14 protein-coding genes are annotated in these 14416 nt (G+C 61.4%); 4 read left to right on the plus strand and 10 right to left on the minus strand.

Going from position 1 to position 14416, the window contains the following annotated elements; all coding sequences use genetic code 11:
- Positions 1–57: 57 nt before the first annotated feature.
- The 4 genes from AC1VV3_RS24465 to AC1VV3_RS24480 all read right to left on the minus strand — a co-directional run bounded on the left by AC1VV3_RS24465 (position 58) and on the right by AC1VV3_RS24480 (position 3409).
- Positions 58–1041 (minus strand): proline iminopeptidase-family hydrolase, encoded by a 984-nt coding sequence (locus AC1VV3_RS24465; RefSeq protein WP_482963619.1) that lies wholly within the window; start codon positions 1039–1041, stop codon positions 58–60.
- A gap of 523 nt (positions 1042–1564) precedes the next feature.
- The gene (locus AC1VV3_RS24470) at positions 1565–1795 is read right to left on the minus strand and encodes a DUF924 family protein (RefSeq protein WP_482963620.1); all 231 of its coding nucleotides are present in this window, start codon (positions 1793–1795) and stop codon (positions 1565–1567) included.
- Positions 1796–1917: 122 nt separating this feature from the next.
- The gene (locus AC1VV3_RS24475) at positions 1918–2535 is read right to left on the minus strand and encodes an isochorismatase family protein (RefSeq protein WP_482963621.1); all 618 of its coding nucleotides are present in this window, start codon (positions 2533–2535) and stop codon (positions 1918–1920) included.
- A 55-nt stretch (positions 2536–2590) separates the two neighbouring features.
- A complete protein-coding gene (locus AC1VV3_RS24480) occupies positions 2591–3409 on the minus strand; it encodes a pirin family protein (RefSeq protein WP_482963622.1) in 819 nt (272 codons plus the stop codon).
- 96 nt (positions 3410–3505) lie between these two features.
- On the opposite strand from AC1VV3_RS24480, the gene AC1VV3_RS24485 reads away from it, so the two are divergent.
- On the plus strand, positions 3506–4384 hold the full coding sequence (locus AC1VV3_RS24485; RefSeq protein ID WP_482963623.1) for a LysR family transcriptional regulator: 879 nt from the start codon (positions 3506–3508) through the stop codon (positions 4382–4384).
- Between the two features lie 223 nt (positions 4385–4607).
- On the opposite strand, the gene AC1VV3_RS24490 is transcribed toward AC1VV3_RS24485, so the two are convergent.
- Positions 4608–5414: an SDR family NAD(P)-dependent oxidoreductase gene (locus AC1VV3_RS24490; protein ID WP_482963624.1), complete on the minus strand. Its 807-nt coding sequence runs from the start codon at positions 5412–5414 to the stop codon at positions 4608–4610.
- A 74-nt stretch (positions 5415–5488) separates the two neighbouring features.
- Positions 5489–6250: an SDR family NAD(P)-dependent oxidoreductase gene (locus AC1VV3_RS24495; RefSeq protein ID WP_482963662.1), complete on the minus strand. Its 762-nt coding sequence runs from the start codon at positions 6248–6250 to the stop codon at positions 5489–5491.
- Positions 6251–6383: 133 nt separating this feature from the next.
- On the opposite strand from AC1VV3_RS24495, the gene AC1VV3_RS24500 reads away from it, so the two are divergent.
- Both AC1VV3_RS24500 and AC1VV3_RS24505 read left to right on the plus strand, forming a co-directional pair.
- Positions 6384–7259: a LysR family transcriptional regulator gene (locus tag AC1VV3_RS24500; RefSeq protein WP_482963625.1), complete on the plus strand. Its 876-nt coding sequence runs from the start codon at positions 6384–6386 to the stop codon at positions 7257–7259.
- A gap of 536 nt (positions 7260–7795) precedes the next feature.
- On the plus strand, positions 7796–8002 hold the full coding sequence (locus tag AC1VV3_RS24505) for a DsbA family oxidoreductase (RefSeq protein WP_482963626.1): 207 nt from the start codon (positions 7796–7798) through the stop codon (positions 8000–8002).
- Positions 8003–8017: 15 nt separating this feature from the next.
- Here the strand turns inward: AC1VV3_RS24505 and AC1VV3_RS24510 are convergent, their stop codons facing one another.
- The 3 genes from AC1VV3_RS24510 to AC1VV3_RS24520 form a co-directional block, all read right to left on the minus strand.
- Positions 8018–8386: a nuclear transport factor 2 family protein gene (locus tag AC1VV3_RS24510; protein ID WP_482963627.1), complete on the minus strand. Its 369-nt coding sequence runs from the start codon at positions 8384–8386 to the stop codon at positions 8018–8020.
- Between the two features lie 40 nt (positions 8387–8426).
- Positions 8427–9062, minus strand: coding sequence for an SRPBCC family protein (locus tag AC1VV3_RS24515; RefSeq protein WP_482963628.1), 636 nt, complete (start codon positions 9060–9062; stop codon positions 8427–8429).
- 130 nt (positions 9063–9192) lie between these two features.
- The gene (locus AC1VV3_RS24520) at positions 9193–10686 is read right to left on the minus strand and encodes an aldehyde dehydrogenase family protein (protein ID WP_482963629.1); all 1494 of its coding nucleotides are present in this window, start codon (positions 10684–10686) and stop codon (positions 9193–9195) included.
- A gap of 125 nt (positions 10687–10811) precedes the next feature.
- Here AC1VV3_RS24520 and AC1VV3_RS24525 point away from each other — a divergent pair, with 125 nt between their 5' ends.
- The gene (locus AC1VV3_RS24525) at positions 10812–11276 is read left to right on the plus strand and encodes a GbsR/MarR family transcriptional regulator (RefSeq protein ID WP_482963630.1); all 465 of its coding nucleotides are present in this window, start codon (positions 10812–10814) and stop codon (positions 11274–11276) included.
- A 394-nt stretch (positions 11277–11670) separates the two neighbouring features.
- Here the strand turns inward: AC1VV3_RS24525 and AC1VV3_RS24530 are convergent, their stop codons facing one another.
- Positions 11671–14415 (minus strand): exo-rhamnogalacturonan lyase family protein, encoded by a 2745-nt coding sequence (locus AC1VV3_RS24530; RefSeq protein WP_482963631.1) that lies wholly within the window; start codon positions 14413–14415, stop codon positions 11671–11673.
- Position 14416 lies beyond the last annotated feature (1 nt).

Raw genomic sequence — 14416 nt, forward strand, 5'->3', positions numbered from 1 at the left:
ATTGCGCTATTTTATCGGGCGGAAGGACGCGGCGTCAGCCACTGTACCTTCTTGCCGTCACGTTTCGTTGAGGAATCGGCGCATCAATGCGTTATATCGCTCGGGCTGCTCGACCATCGTCATGTGAGAGCAGCCCGCCATCACCGTCAGGCTCACATCTCCCGCGATGCTATCTCGAATGGTTTCATGACAATCTATCGTGATTTCATCAAACTGGCCGGTAGTGATCAATGTCTTCTGGTTAATCGCTTTCAGGTCCTTGCGCCGGTCCCAATCCTTGATTTTGCCCACGATGGTGAATTCGTTAGGACCGTTCAACACGCGATAGGCGATTGATCTGGAGATCGCGTCGAAGCTGACAAGGGCGTCGGCGGACGGCCTGGTCCGCAAAACGAAACTGTCATAAAATATTTGAGTAAGGCCCGAATACTCCGGCGTGCCGGCCTGGCCTGCCAGTTCCAGCGCCCGCAGCTTTGCGGCGAATCCGTTGGGCATTGCGGCAATCAATCTTTGTAGCCCAGCGACCACTTGGGGAACGCTCGCCAATGCACCTGCCAGGATGAGCTTTTCCACACCGGCGCCTCTAGCCTGGCAGAGATATTCAATTGCCAGAAGTGTCCCCCACGAATGCCCGTAGAGAACCACACGATCAAGGTTTAGCGCCTTCCGCACCGCTTCGACCTCCTTGATCGAGCGCTGAATGGAGTAAATGCTCTCGTCATCGGGAGAGTCGGCGTTCCCGCAGCCCAGTTGATCGTAGAAGATCACGGGGCGCTCATCGGCTAGCGCTGCCATGGACAGTAGATAGTTGTTTGCGGCACCTGGGCCGCCATGCAACATCAGCAATGGCGTCTTATTGCCGGCCCCAAACCTGCGCCAATACACCTTGCCGCCTGGCACTTCGGCATAGCCAGAGGAGGAGGACGACGACGAAGGAAAACTGACCGCACGCGCCATCGAACTGGTTGTGGCGGCCGTTCCGATAAGCCGTGCGCCGCATGTCAAAACTGTGCAACGTGTCCAACCAGTGCTGGTTTTCATTCTTAGCTCCACAATATGCCGTTTGGCTCTGCCGTTGCTGGAGCAATCAGAGAAAACGGCTGACAAGGGGAGGCATGTGGTCCTGTTTTTACCACAATTGACCTACCCGCCTTTGGTCCTACTGGCACGACGCTTGGAAATGCGCCTGGCTGCGATCACGTCGTGGCCTTTCTACCTCTGCCGCCCACATGGACGAACCCGCTTCCGTGGGAGGGGTGCGTAGTAACAGGTAGGGGTAAATCATGAGGTTTTGGTAAGGGTGAGGTTGCCGTCCGAGCGTGAAGTTCCCTTGAACGAGAGGAACTCACTATGGATACGATCTCCGCTCCCGCCCCGATCGGCCCGCTCCGCCAGCGCATGCAGCACGACATTATGATGCGAGGCCTGCTCCCGCGTACACAGGAGCAATACGTTCCGCATGTGCGGCGCTTCGCCGCCTACCTGGGCCGACCACCCGATACGGCAACCGCAGAAGTAAGTTAAATTGTACCCCGTATCGCTAAATTTAATTGATTCTACGAGCCTAGTGCGCGGTATCGCGGTAGATGTGCCGGGAAAACTGGTCGAGTACGAGTATCAGCGCAAGGCGGCCCAGAGGGGTCGCCTTCCAATCATCCAGAAGTCCAGCAGAGGTCTCATCATGCAGATGGTCGAACCGGCTACGTACGACCGGGTCGATGGTGGCCGGCTGCGAACCAACTGTCCGGGGGCAACTCGCGGAACCAGAAATCCAGAACTTCGATCTGTCGTTCATCCATCTCTGTTCTTCTCATTCGCGCCGCTTACAACGTCCGGCACCCGATCTGACGTTCGCAGTATGCCAAAAAAGGCCGGATCACCGCCTGCTTTAAGCTGACCCGGCCTGCATGGGAGGCGTCAGGCGATGCCAGCGCCGAGTGCCGGGAACACGTCGCTGAAAAGCAGGCGGATCAGTTGCTGGCCGTCCGGCGTGGACCAGTCTTGTGCGATTTCGGCCATCAGGGTATTGGTCGCGGTGAGCACCACACCGGCGTCATGCATGCGCTGGCGGGCCAGTTCCTCGGACAGGTCGCTGGGCGAGCCGGAGGCATCAAGCACGGCCTGAACCGAAAAGCCTTCGAGGACGGCGTCGATCGCCGGGAAGATCAGGCACACGTCGGTGGTAACACCGGCCATGATGAGGTTCTTGCGGCCCGTGGCAAGTACGGCGTCGCGAAAGTCTGGATAGGCCCAGGCGTTGACGACGCCGGGACGCTTCACGCGTGCTTCGTAGGCCTCGGGCAGAATCTCAGCGATCTCGGGCAGGATCGGCCCCTGTGCGTTCTCTTCCTGGCTAGAGGTAATGACCGTCGGCAGGTTCAGGATCTTTGCCATCTTGGCGAGCGCAATCGACTGCTTGGCGGCGAACCCTGCATCGATGTTCTTGATCAACTGCATGGTGCCGACCTGGTGGTCGATCAGCAGCAGCGCGGTGTCTTGCGCGGTGAAGCGGTCGGGAATGGACGAGGTGGTCATTGTAGGTTCCTTTCTGGTCGATGTTCCGGGAATGGCCCTGGGGCCTTTGCTTGGGTCAGATAGAGAGGTGCGATACGCGCCGCTTGGCATCATCCAGAGCTGCGGGCGTTGCGGTCATGAGAGGGCCATGGGCGTAAATCGGTTGCTTGAGCTGCGCGCCGCAGATCAGGACGACTCGAGCCGCAGTATCCAGCGTTTCGATCCGAATGCGGTCGCACTCGTCAGATGCGAAGCCTATGGCCTGGGTCTGCGAGAGGGCGGTCGCGCCGATTATTGCCGCGCCTTCGAGAACAATGAGAATTCCGCCCCACCCTGCCGGTACGTCGAAGTCGTGGGCCACACCGGCTTTCAGCGCCAATTCGGCGATCCGGACCGGCGAGGGTAATGCATCTTCGGCGGCCCCCAGGGTTGTCCCATCAACGGCTGTCCTGCTTGTCCAACCTTCGCCCGAAGCGTCCTGGACCATTGCGGCAGGAACGGCGAAGGCGGCTTCCGGATCGGCCTGGCTGGCGGCGGGAAGGTTTACGAAGATCTGGAGCCCCCGCGCCGGCCCGCCGCCCTCGATCGGCGTTTCCTCGTGCATCATCCCGCGCGAGGCCCGGCTCCAGTGCAGGCCGCCGGGAAGGATATTCTGGACATCGCCGAGACTGTCTCGATTGACGAAGCCGTTAGGCGAGTCTGCGAAAACGTAAGTCACCGCAGAGAAACCGGCGTGGGGATGCGGCGGAAAGGTCGGCCCGTTCATCTCGAACCAGTCGATGTTGATGACCGGGTCGATCAGGTTGCCGAAGGCGTGGCGCGGATACTGCCGCGCCGAAAAGACGTTGCCGTGACGCATCAGCGTCGGAGAATGGATGGAGGAGAACTGGATCATGGCGGTTACTCTTGCTTGCGTTGAAACCTATATGCGCCTGTTCGTGCGCTCCGATAATCCTTGCAGTTGGGAAGGCATTGTTCCATTTTCGGGACGATGAAACCTTCCCTCGACGATTTGGCGTTGCTTGTTGCCATTGCCGACCAAGGCGGGTTCACGGCTGCGGCTAAGGAACTCGGCATTCCCAAGTCGACGGTTAGCCGACGTCTTTCGGACCTCGAAGCCTTGCTGGGCACGTCGCTGTTCCGTCGTTCGACGCGCGCACTTTCCCTCACGGACGAAGGGCAGCGGATCTACGAAATGGCCAAGCCTGCTATCCTGGCGGCCGACGAAGCGGCGCGGGCCATCGCGACGCGCGGGCGCGTAGTGGGAGGCCGGGTGACGCTGACGACGACCGCCGCATTGGGACAGTATCTTGTCGCGCCGCATTTGGTCACGCTGTCCGAGAACTACCCCGATCTCCAGGTCGAACTGCGCCTGACCGAACGGCGTGTGAACATCGTGAGTGACGGCATCGATCTGGCGGTGCGTATGGGCGCGCTGGAGGACAGTGATCTGGTTGCCCGTCGCCTTTGTCTGGTAACGCGCCGGCTCGTGGCCTCACGGGCCTATCTCGAACAGGCGGGCCTGCCTACCGCGCCGGCCGACTTGGGCGCTCACAAGGCAATACTGACCAGCGCGGCCCTAAATACCTGGCGTTTCGAAGGCGGATGGGACTGCTCGATGCGTTGGTCGATCGCGGCAGGCAACATGCTGGTTGCGCACCAGCTGGCGCTGATGGGCAACGGGATCGCTTTGCTTCCCGACTTCATGATCGAAGCGGATATCGCCAGGGGCGATCTGACGGTCGTGCTGAACGAGTTTCCGATGCCGGCAGCCGATGCCTGGATTGTCAGCACGTCGCAGCGGTACAAGTCGTTGGCAGTCCAGACTGTCCTCAACGGTCTGGTGGATGCCGTCGGATCGTACCGCTGAATGCGCGGCTCCACGCCTGATGTGTTGGCTTGCCCTTTCGATTGCGCCGATTACGCCAATGCAGGCCATAACGGCAAAATATCCAGGCAAGCTGACATCGTTGCATGCTGAGTGAGTAGTGGGGAGACGAGCCCGTTCGCGATGCCCTGCGCTTGCGACCCGGATAGAGGGCGGACGCGCGGGTTGGGTTTTCATGGCGTCCCCCTCCTGTTCCGTTGCCGCGTCAGCGAGCGAGATCGCCGCCATCGACGGGAATGATGGTGCCTGTGACAAATGCGGCGAAATCGGAAGCGGCGAACAGCACAACGCGCGCGATGTCGTCGGGAAGGCCAAGCCTGCCAAGTGGCAGGGCGGCGCCATACTCGATGAGCGCATCGTCAACTCCAGCGCCTTCCTTGCGCTTGGCGGCGACGCCTGGTGTTTCAGTGAGGGTTGGTGCGACGCCGACGGCGCGGACGCCCTTGGCGCCCAGTTCAACGGCAAGGCTCTTGGTCAGCCCCGCGACGGCGTGCTTGGAAGCGACGTAATGCGCAGGGTTGGCTCCGTTGCTGGCGTTGAATGCGGCGGTCGAGACGATGTTTACGATCACACCGTGATTGGGCTCCATCCGCAGTGCCGCTTCCTTTGCGCCGAAGAACGTGCCGCGCAGGTTGACGTCGAGAACAAGGTCCCATTCGGCGTCGGCGATTTCAAGGACCGGACGCGAGGGGTAAATCCCTGCATTGTTGACCCAGATGTCGAGCCGACCTGTCTTGCTCACGGCGAGGTCGGCCAGTGCTGATATCGATGCATGGTCGTTGACGTCGAGCTTGGCACCGATGTGATTGCCGCCCTGCGCCGTGAACGCGGCGGCGGTCTCGATTGCCTTGGCTTCGTCGAGATCGCCGATGACGAGCGTGGCTCCCGCTTCGGCAAGGCGGCTGCAGATCGCATGGCCGATGCCGGCAGCACCGCCGGTCACGACGGCAGTACGTCCGGCGAGCGAGATCAGGTCGGTCAGCGGGCTCTGGGAAACATCGATATAGGGCATGGTCTTGTCTCCTTGGCCAGACGCTAGAAAGCGCCCGGCAGTACTTGGGATATCGGGTCAGTCGCCTTGTGCGATTACCAGGCGCTCATGCCGCCATCGACCAGCAGGTCGGCTCCGGTGACGTAGGATGCTTCGTCCGAGGCAAGGAACAGCGCGACAGACGCCACTTCCTCGGGATTGCCGAGCCGACCGGACATGATGCGGCCCAGCATGTAGCCGGCCCACTCCTTGTCTTCGAGCAGCGGCCGCGTCTGGTTCGACACGATGACGCCGGGGGAAATTGTGTTGGCGCGGATGCCGAATGGCCCGCCCTCCATCGCGAGATGGCGCGTCATCGCCAGGATGCCGCCCTTAGCTGTGCTGTGGGCGATGCCTGGCAGCGGCTTGAGGCCCTGCCAGCCCGAAATCGACGCGGTGTTGACGATGGCGCCACCGTTCTGCTTGAGGTGCGGCCAAGCAGCTTTGGTCAGCAGATAGACGAGGTTGATCTCCTCGTTCATCGTCTTGTTCCAGTCGTCGTCGGAAAGCTCGCCAAACCATCCGAAATAGGCCATCGCCGCATTGTTGTAGAGGACGTCGATGCGGCCCCAGGTATCGATCGCGAGGTCCACAAGTGCCTGGCACTGGACCGGATCCGTAAGGTTGCAGGGATGAAGCGAAACCATTTCGCCGCCGGCCGCCCGAACCTCTTCGACGATCGATTCAGCGCCAGCAGGATAGACATCGCATCCCACTACCTTTGCGCCTTCGCGGGCAAACATGAGTGCCGCGGCGCGGCCCATGCCGCCGCCGGTGCCGGTGATGATGCAAACCTTGCCTTCAAGTCGTCCGCTCACGTTTCTTTTCCTTTTTCCGTAGACGGCGATGTTGCCACTCAGACAGCAAAGCCGTTGCTGTCCAAATATGTATTCCCTCTGCTGGGATAACCGGGCAATATTGGAATTGATTAATCCATAGGTGGAGCAATGCGTGGAACTGCTGAATGACATGGCGCTATTCGTCGAGGTGGTGAAAGCGCGTAGTTTTCGGGGCGCTGCGGAAGCTGTCGGCATCCCGAATTCGACTTTATCCCGGCGGATCAGCCTGCTGGAAAAAGCCATCGGCCTGCGCCTGCTTCACCGCACGACACGCAAGCTCGAACCGACCGAGGCCGGGCAGATCTACTACGAACGATGTCGACGGATCGTTGATGAGGCCCGTCTTGCCCACGAACAACTCGGCGATTTGCTGGAGTCGCCGACCGGACAGTTGCGCGTCTCTCTTCCGGTCGATTTCGCGAATGCCTATCTCACCCCGCTGATCAGCCAGTTCGCGGCGCTGTATCCGGGCATCACCTTCGATCTCGACCTTACCCCGCGCAGGGTCGATCTGGTGGCCGAGCCGTTCGACCTTGCAATCCGCATGGGCGAGCCCGAGGCTTCGCACATGATCGCTCGGCCGCTTGCCCGCCTGAAACCGTACATCTACGCTTCGCCGGCGTATCTGGAACGGCACAGCGAACCACGTCACCCGGATGACCTGCGCAATCACGAATGCCTGTTCATGCCGGCATTCAGAATCTGGAGCCTGCAGTCCGGCAAGGAAACGGTGGAAGTCCCGGTGTCCGGCCGGTTCAGGATCAACAGCGTCGGCATGATCCGTGGTCTGGCTGCGCTCGACAAGGGCGTCGCATTGATCTCGGAAGAGATCGTCGCGACCGAAGTGGCGCAGGGACGGCTCAGGCGCATCCTGCCCGAGTGGCATGGTCAACCGACACCCATCTATGCGATCACGGAAACGAGATTGCTGCCGGCAAAGACGCAGCGTTTCATCGAGTTCCTGAAAGAGCACTTGAAAGACAATTGAAGAGGTTTGATCTGCTTGCTGGGCGCGATCACGACAATAGCCCGGAAATCTCATCGCCCAACCTGACCGCTTCTTAAATTCCGGGTTCACGCCAGTGCCAATGCAATTGCAGATGGAGTTCATGTCCGACGAGGCATGCCTGTGGTGCGTAATTGGTCGCAGATCGCTGGAGGAGGCGCTGGTCCGGGCCAGAGACGAGGTGACCGCCGATATCCCCTGTCGCCCTTCGAACTCAACCCGCAGATGGCCGCTGAGGGACAGGACATGGTCGAGCATCTTGCGCAAAAGTATGGTACGACGCCCGGGCAGTTCGCCATCGACCGCGAAATGATCCGGTCGCGCGCCGCGGAATTCGGCTTCGCGATGCGGATGGCCGAGGGTGACCGGTTCTACAACCCGTTCGATGCGCACCGCCTGCTCCACTGGGCTGCCATCGAAGGCCGGCAGGTCGAACTCAAGCACGCGCTGTTCGAGATGTGCTTTTCGCACAGTCGCAAAACCGCCGACCGGGAGGCCCTGCTTGATGCCGCGACATTGTGGGGCTGGATTGCGGCGAGGCGAGCGACATCCTGTCGTCCGGTCGGTTCGCCGACGACGTCCGCGCCACCGAGGCTCTATGGCAGTCGCGCGGCATCTCGTCGGTGCCCGCCGTCGTCATCGCCGGCAAATATCACATTTCCGGAGGGCAGCCGGTCAACGCGTTCGAGCAGGCGCTGCGCGCCATTGCCCGCGAAAGCGCCTGACCGGCAAGGGAGACCTTAGGATGCCGAAACAGCGGTCGCCTGATGGGCGATGTTAATCCATGCACCGTCCCGGAGGATGTATCCACGGATATGCCGCGCGTCCTTCACCGGCTGCAGGCCGGCGGGTATCTTGATCCTGTTGTAATAGCTGCCAGTCACGATCCCGGTTTTACCATGGATGGCGACGAAGTTCTCAAACCGGTATTCGGCCGCACGCAGCCCGTCGAGAAACTGCGCTTTGCTTCGCTTGGTTCCGTTGATTTCGACATGGACGTACTCGTCGCCGGTCATGCGCGAGAGGACCGCAATGTCACCTTCGAGCATGGCCTTGAGGCTAAGCCCCTCCATGGCAAGGACTTCGTCACGAAAAGCTTCAACAGTCATGGTTCGTCCCAGGGTTCATTTATGATAACGCCGAACGTGCTTAAAGTTCGCCGCTCGCAACCATCTGCCGAACGCGGTCGAGTGTAGCCGCAACGGCTCCCACGTAGGCGCCACGCATACCGTCGCCCTTTGCCTTTTCCTCTGCGCTGCCGGCTTCGATGTCCGGAAAATTGATACCGAAAGTGAAGGACAGGATTAGGCCTGTTTCGGAATCACTGATCGTGTTGTCAATCCAGCCGGTACCGTCGGTCCGCTCGAACCGCACCTTTACCGGCTCGTACAATGTGATGGCCTCACGGCTTTGGGCGCCGTTGAAAGTGATCTCACGCAAAATGGTGTTTCCGTCGCGCTCGATCACATCACACTGAGTCATCCCATCGACGAAGGGAATGGCGTTTTCCGCTTTCATCTCGAGCCCCTTCCAGACCTGCTCGCGAGTCAACTGGGGTCCAGTGTCTTTGGAATTCACAGGGATTGCGTAGGACAACGTATACATGGAAAGTTCCAACTCCTCTTCCAGCCGAACGGAGAATTCCGCTGCATCTGCCAAGACGATCGGACCCTCACGGGACCGATCGTCCAAGATCGCAGGTATGATGACGAAAGTGCTTTGATAACCTAACGAATTGGAATTGATTGGTCCATTTGCGGGACAATAACCATCGGGCTTGCCCATTCGTTGTAACCGGCAATGACCGCCGTGTTTTAAGGTGTCCTTCTTACTACGCTTTGGAACGTCGTGAAGTGGTCGTTCTTCGACAGGGCACGGGAACCGGCGGACATGCTATGCCCGCCGGGCTCTCGGTTCACGCGGGCCAGGAAACCATCTTTGTCTCAAGATATTCTTCGATACCCTCTACGCCCCATGCGCGGCCTATGCCGCTGTGCTTGTAGCCTCCGAACGGGAGATCGCCGTTGATCGGCACGCCTCCATTGATGCCGAATGTGCCGGTGCGAATGCGCTTGGAGATGGCATGCGCGCGGTCGAAGTCGGCCGAAATAATTCCGCCCGAGAGGCCGTAGACGCTGTCGTTAGCGATGCGAATGGCATCCTCGTCATCGTCATAGGGAATGACGACGAGCACCGGACCGAATATTTCCTCCTGCGCGATCCTCATTTTGTTTGTGACATCGACGAAGCAGGTGGGCTCGATGAACCAGCCGCTGCCCTTGTCGGGACGCAGATTGCCCCCCGCAAGAAGAGTGGCTCCTTCGGCCAAACCGATATCGACATAGCTCTTCACTCGCTCGAGCTGCTTCTTCGATACGACTGGACCCATGGAGCAGGCCGGGTCATCGAAATGGCCCCATTTGTCGGCGAAGGCATCATAAGAGGCCTTCAGCGCGGCGACGGCCTCCGCATAACGGCTCCGGGGCACGAGGAGGCGAGACTGGACGGCACATCCTTGACCCGCATGAAACACGAGGATGGACTGGGCCACCTCCTGCGCGAAGTTGGGGGCGTCATCCAGGATAATCTTCACGGACTTGCCGCCCAGTTCCAGGAAAGCGCGCTTCATCGTTTCAGCCCCTTGCCGCATGATGTGCTTGCCGATGGCCGTCGAGCCGGTGAAGGTGATGAGATCGACCCGGGGGTCGGTGACGAGCATTTCACCCGCTTCAGCCGGATCGCTCGCTGTGATGACGTTGATGACACCGACAGGAAAGCCTGCCTCGGCGGCCAGTTCCCCGAAGATCGTGCCCGCCAGCGGTGTGTCGGGCGCCGGTTTCAGGATGACTGTGCAGCCGGCCAGAAGCGCTGAGACAACTTTCTCCGCGTTCACATAGAGCGGGAAATTCCACGGCGTGATGGCTGCAACGACGCCGATCGCTTCATAATAAGCAGTTCGCTGGCTCTTGCCGAAGGACGTCGCGCGGACGCCATAGTCCTTCTCCCATTTCAACTGGGGATAGATCTCCATCAGATCGCGCCAACTGTTGAGGCAGTTCGCCACCTGTGCACGGTTGACGGCCATCATCGGCGCACCGACCTCGTGCCTGGCGATGGCGACAAGCCGGTCCGTATTGGCCACGAACAGGTCGTGGAGCCTCTGGACGAGGGCAAAGCGCTTCTCATGGTTGGTGGACCAGTCTGTGGTGTCGAACGCGCGGCGGGCGGCGGCGATCGCCTGCTCCACGTCGGTGGCGGAAGCATCGGCGGCAACACCGACGACCTCACCGGTCCAGGGGCCGATATTGTCATAGGTTCTGCCACCCTCGGCGCGGCGAATCTCACCATCGATGAACAGCAGGCCTTCGGGCAGGACAGTCGTCTGTGTGGTTTCCGTAAGCACGGTCATGCAAGCTCTCCTTCAAGCTTTCTCGAGCGGGTGTCCTGCCCGTTGTTTGCGGTTGATCCGATTCAAAACAAACGCCATACAGGACTCATATACTCTGTATACGCTATATCCAGTAGATTGAAGATATGTCAACCACCCGACTGACGCCTGAACAAATCCGGTTCATCGATAGCCTCGCGAACCTGCTGGGGACGTGGAGCCTTTCGCCCAACGCGGCGAGGCTCTACGGCTACCTCCAGATCATGAACGAGCCGGTGAGCCTCGACGATATCGCTCGCGATCTGGAAATCAGCCGCAGCCATGCACATACGGCTACAAGGATGCTGGAACCCTATGGCAACGCCAAGGCTCTGGCCACGCGCGGCAGCAAACGGATGGTGTATGTTTGCGGTGACGATCCCGGCACGCCTCTGAAGCGGCAAGTTGCCACGCTGGGCGATATGTCAGATCTTATTGCGGCATCCGTCGCTGAAGTTGCCACTGGCGAAGCCGCACTACGTCTGGCGCGTCTCAGCGACTTCCACGGACGCCTTCAAAAGGCGATGCATGAGGTGATCGATACCTCTCGATCGAACCCGATCGATGAGTGAAGGGAACCAATTGGTCAGCCTTTAGGAACTCGACAGTAAAATAGCCGCCCGTCCGCTGTTGGGAATGAAAATTTATGCCATAAGTGGCGGGAATAGGTCCCCAGCTGCCGTCGACGCACCGGCCCGCAACCGGATCGCAAACAGAATTCTCGGTCTTTTATCCGATATCAGGCGGGCATGATAGCGTCGATCCGAATTTGGCAGTTTCGCGCAAGCTGACCAGATTGCGATATCGATTGCGATTGCCCCGTCCCGTCGACCCCCGGGGGGTGACTACCCGGCCAATGCATTACCAGGATATGCCTATGCCGGTGGGACCATTGAGCGGTAACGGTTTCGCAGAAATGATGGAGGCACTCCGCGGTGTGGGGGCTCTAGGAAACCAGCAGCTCCGCTACCCGCCGTGCTCCATCGCCTCGACAACACTCGGCGATAAAAGGGCCAGGTTTTGAATAGCCGCCAACCCCCATTGTGCGGCACTATTGGTGGAAAGGCCATCTATCTCGACTTGCCCCTCCCCGACCCGCCGTTCCCTCACTGTGTCGGAAAATTCTCCTTCGTGGAATTCGCGCCACGCCCGTTCCGCCAAGGCTGCATCGCCAAGCGCATGCGCAGCATAGGCGGTGAGGCGCGAATGGGCCTGTCGCAAGTTGTGTCCGCGCGGAGGCTCTCCAAAGCGGCGCTGCCAATCGGCGGCGGGAGCGTTGTACCAAGCGCAGTAGTCGACCCACACCGCGCGGTAGCGGGGCGCGTCGATCAACGGCAGGACTTCGGCCATGATCTCGACCACGCCGAACACGGCATTGAGGTGGCTGACGCTGATCTGATCACCGCCTGACACGAAGCGGCCGCTTGCGAGGTCGAAATTCGCGCCGCCCGCCCACCACTGCCGCGGCAAACTGACAATGCTGTCCATGCCTGCTACGATGCGGTCGCGCCAGCGGCGGTCTCCGGTACGCTCCCACTCAGTGAACCACGCGGCGACAAGGCTGCCCCAGCTGGTGCCGAACTGGAGCTGGATCACGCCTTCGGGCAGGCCCTGCGGCTTCGTGACGGCCGCGATGCCGCCGGGTGGCAGCGATTCCAGCGCGCGATCAGCCACCTTGCGGCCGATATCGACTTTCTGGAGCGCACGGTCGGAATGGACAAGCGCTCGCATCAGGTCGCCGACGCGCTCGTCGCCGGTGAGGTAGTAATAGATGCGGCGATAGGCGGCGTTGGAGACGCGGGGCTGTTTTGAACTGTCGCTCCAGTGTTGGACGCCGTGGCGGGTTCCGAGCCCGGCCCATGGCCCGGCGTGATAGACGTCGACCTCACCTGTGTGGCGCGTCATCGCCTCGGCCATGCGGAACAGGTCGGCGCGGCCCGTGCGCAAATAGCTGTACCAGAGCCAGAGGTCGGTCGAGAGTTCGCTGTTGTCCCAAGCATAGCCGCCGATGTCGTAGCGCCATTGGTGCCGGTCGGCATCGTAAGTGTGCATGACGTCGCCGTGATTCCAGAAACCGTACCAATGGCGACGCTCGATCTCGCCCTGGTAATGGCCCAGCAGGAGGTCGTTCTGGCGCTCCACGGCCTCGGCCGCCGGGCCTCTGGCGATGGGCAGTGCCCAGTCTCCGAACACTCCGGCGGCGCGGATCTGCGCGGGGCTCGCCTGAAGGCGTGGCGGGCGGGCGACATGGGCGGCGTAGCTTTCCAGTTCGGTCGCGTCGGGCGTCGCGGGCAGCGCCCAGACCCAGAGTTCGTTAGTGCGTGCGATGCCCTGTGCGGAATCCCAGCCCGGCTCGTAGTCCTCGTAAGTCACGTCGAGGCCCCGGTTCTGCGCGGGGTAGTCGGTCATGCCCAGAACGCCGCGGTAGGAGCGCATGTCCATGGCCGGGGCATCGGGCGCCCAGAGCCATGCGGTGAGCTGGGCCTCGTCGCCGCTCGCCCCGACAATGTCGAGCTGGACGGGATGACGCTTCCAGAAGTCCGCCATGCCGATCGCCGCGCCGCCCTGAGGGGAGCCGACATAGGCCAGTCCGCGTGCGCGGTGGCCCTCAATCGACTGGATCGAAGCGCGGCCTTTCGCGGTGCGCTTGGTCACCACGAAGCCTTCCGACGTGCCTTGGAAGAGACGGAAGTCGCCCCAGGCGGGGATGCTTTCCAGCAGCGGCGCGAACTTTTCGGGCAGGGTGGCCACATCGGGCACGGCGCGGCCATCGATCTGCGCCTGCCGGAACGCTTCGCCGGGATCGCGGCGCAGGCCGGTCAGAGGACGCACGGCTTCGGAGAACAGGCCGGTCTCGGTCGCGAGGCGGACGTGACGGTCATGCAGCTCCCCGCGCATCGGTACGGTGGCCTGGATGCCCAGACCGGAGAGGAAATCATGGGCGGAATCGCCGTCCCAGATGAAGCTATGGACGATCCGCACCGCGTCGCTGCCGCTGGTGAAATAGAGGCGCAGGCTGAACGGCAGCCAAGAGCGCGCAGCGCCTGCGTGGGTGCCGTCGATTTTCAGCACCGCGCGGACCGGGCCGGATTGCTCGACGGTGACGCTCTCGATCCTACTGGTGAAGCGGCGCTGGGAAAGCGTGTCCGCTTCCTCGGCTGAAGCGGCATCCTGCGCGCGGGCGACTAGTAAGACATCGCGCAGCAGCACGCGGCCGCCGCGTTCGGCAGAGGCAATCACGGCGCTACCTTGCCGGGGAACGCGCCAGCGCGTGAGGCCGACGTTCACCTCGATGGCTTCGGCGCGCTGGTCGACGGTGACGCAGTCGGCTGGGGCGGCGGCCGGGGTGGCAGGTTGCCCTGCAGCGATCGTCACCCGGTTCACCGCATGTTTTCCGGCGGCAAGGGCATGGCCGCTCCACTTGACCGAACCGTCGGGCCAGTAGGCGAGCGGCCAGCTCTGTATCGGCAGGGCTATGTTTCCGGCATGTGCGGCGAGGCGGTCGACATGGCGCACGGCGCCGCGCGGCCAGGGCATGCCGAAGCTCTGCCCGCCATCCCAGGCAGGTTCGGCGCCATCGAGCCAGTGCAAGTCGCTGCCCGCTGCCGGAGATGACCCGGCGAGAACGCGGCCCGGCAGAGAGATGGCGGCACCGCCGAGAAGACCGGCGCGCAGGAGGGCGCGACGTGAGCAGGGCATCGGGCGAGGCATG

This window comes from Novosphingobium sp. BL-S-34, assembly GCF_056857015.1.

Excerpts from the sequence above, each read along its gene's own strand:
- AC1VV3_RS24525 (WP_482963630.1), top strand. The coding sequence starts at position 10,812 with ATGTCAACCACCCGACTGACGCCTGAACAAATCCGGTTCATCGATAGC.
- AC1VV3_RS24470 (WP_482963620.1), bottom strand. The coding sequence starts at position 1,795 with ATGAACGACAGATCGAAGTTCTGGATTTCTGGTTCCGCGAGTTGCCCC.
- AC1VV3_RS24490 (WP_482963624.1), bottom strand. The coding sequence starts at position 5,414 with ATGCCCTATATCGATGTTTCCCAGAGCCCGCTGACCGACCTGATCTCG.
- AC1VV3_RS24510 (WP_482963627.1), bottom strand. The coding sequence starts at position 8,386 with ATGACTGTTGAAGCTTTTCGTGACGAAGTCCTTGCCATGGAGGGGCTT.
- AC1VV3_RS24465 (WP_482963619.1), bottom strand. The coding sequence starts at position 1,041 with ATGAAAACCAGCACTGGTTGGACACGTTGCACAGTTTTGACATGCGGC.
- AC1VV3_RS24485 (WP_482963623.1), top strand. The coding sequence starts at position 3,506 with ATGAAACCTTCCCTCGACGATTTGGCGTTGCTTGTTGCCATTGCCGAC.
- AC1VV3_RS24520 (WP_482963629.1), bottom strand. The coding sequence starts at position 10,686 with ATGACCGTGCTTACGGAAACCACACAGACGACTGTCCTGCCCGAAGGC.
- AC1VV3_RS24530 (WP_482963631.1), bottom strand. The coding sequence starts at position 14,415 with ATGCCTCGCCCGATGCCCTGCTCACGTCGCGCCCTCCTGCGCGCCGGT.
- AC1VV3_RS24515 (WP_482963628.1), bottom strand. The coding sequence starts at position 9,062 with ATGGGCAAGCCCGATGGTTATTGTCCCGCAAATGGACCAATCAATTCC.
- AC1VV3_RS24475 (WP_482963621.1), bottom strand. The coding sequence starts at position 2,535 with ATGACCACCTCGTCCATTCCCGACCGCTTCACCGCGCAAGACACCGCG.
- AC1VV3_RS24480 (WP_482963622.1), bottom strand. The coding sequence starts at position 3,409 with ATGATCCAGTTCTCCTCCATCCATTCTCCGACGCTGATGCGTCACGGC.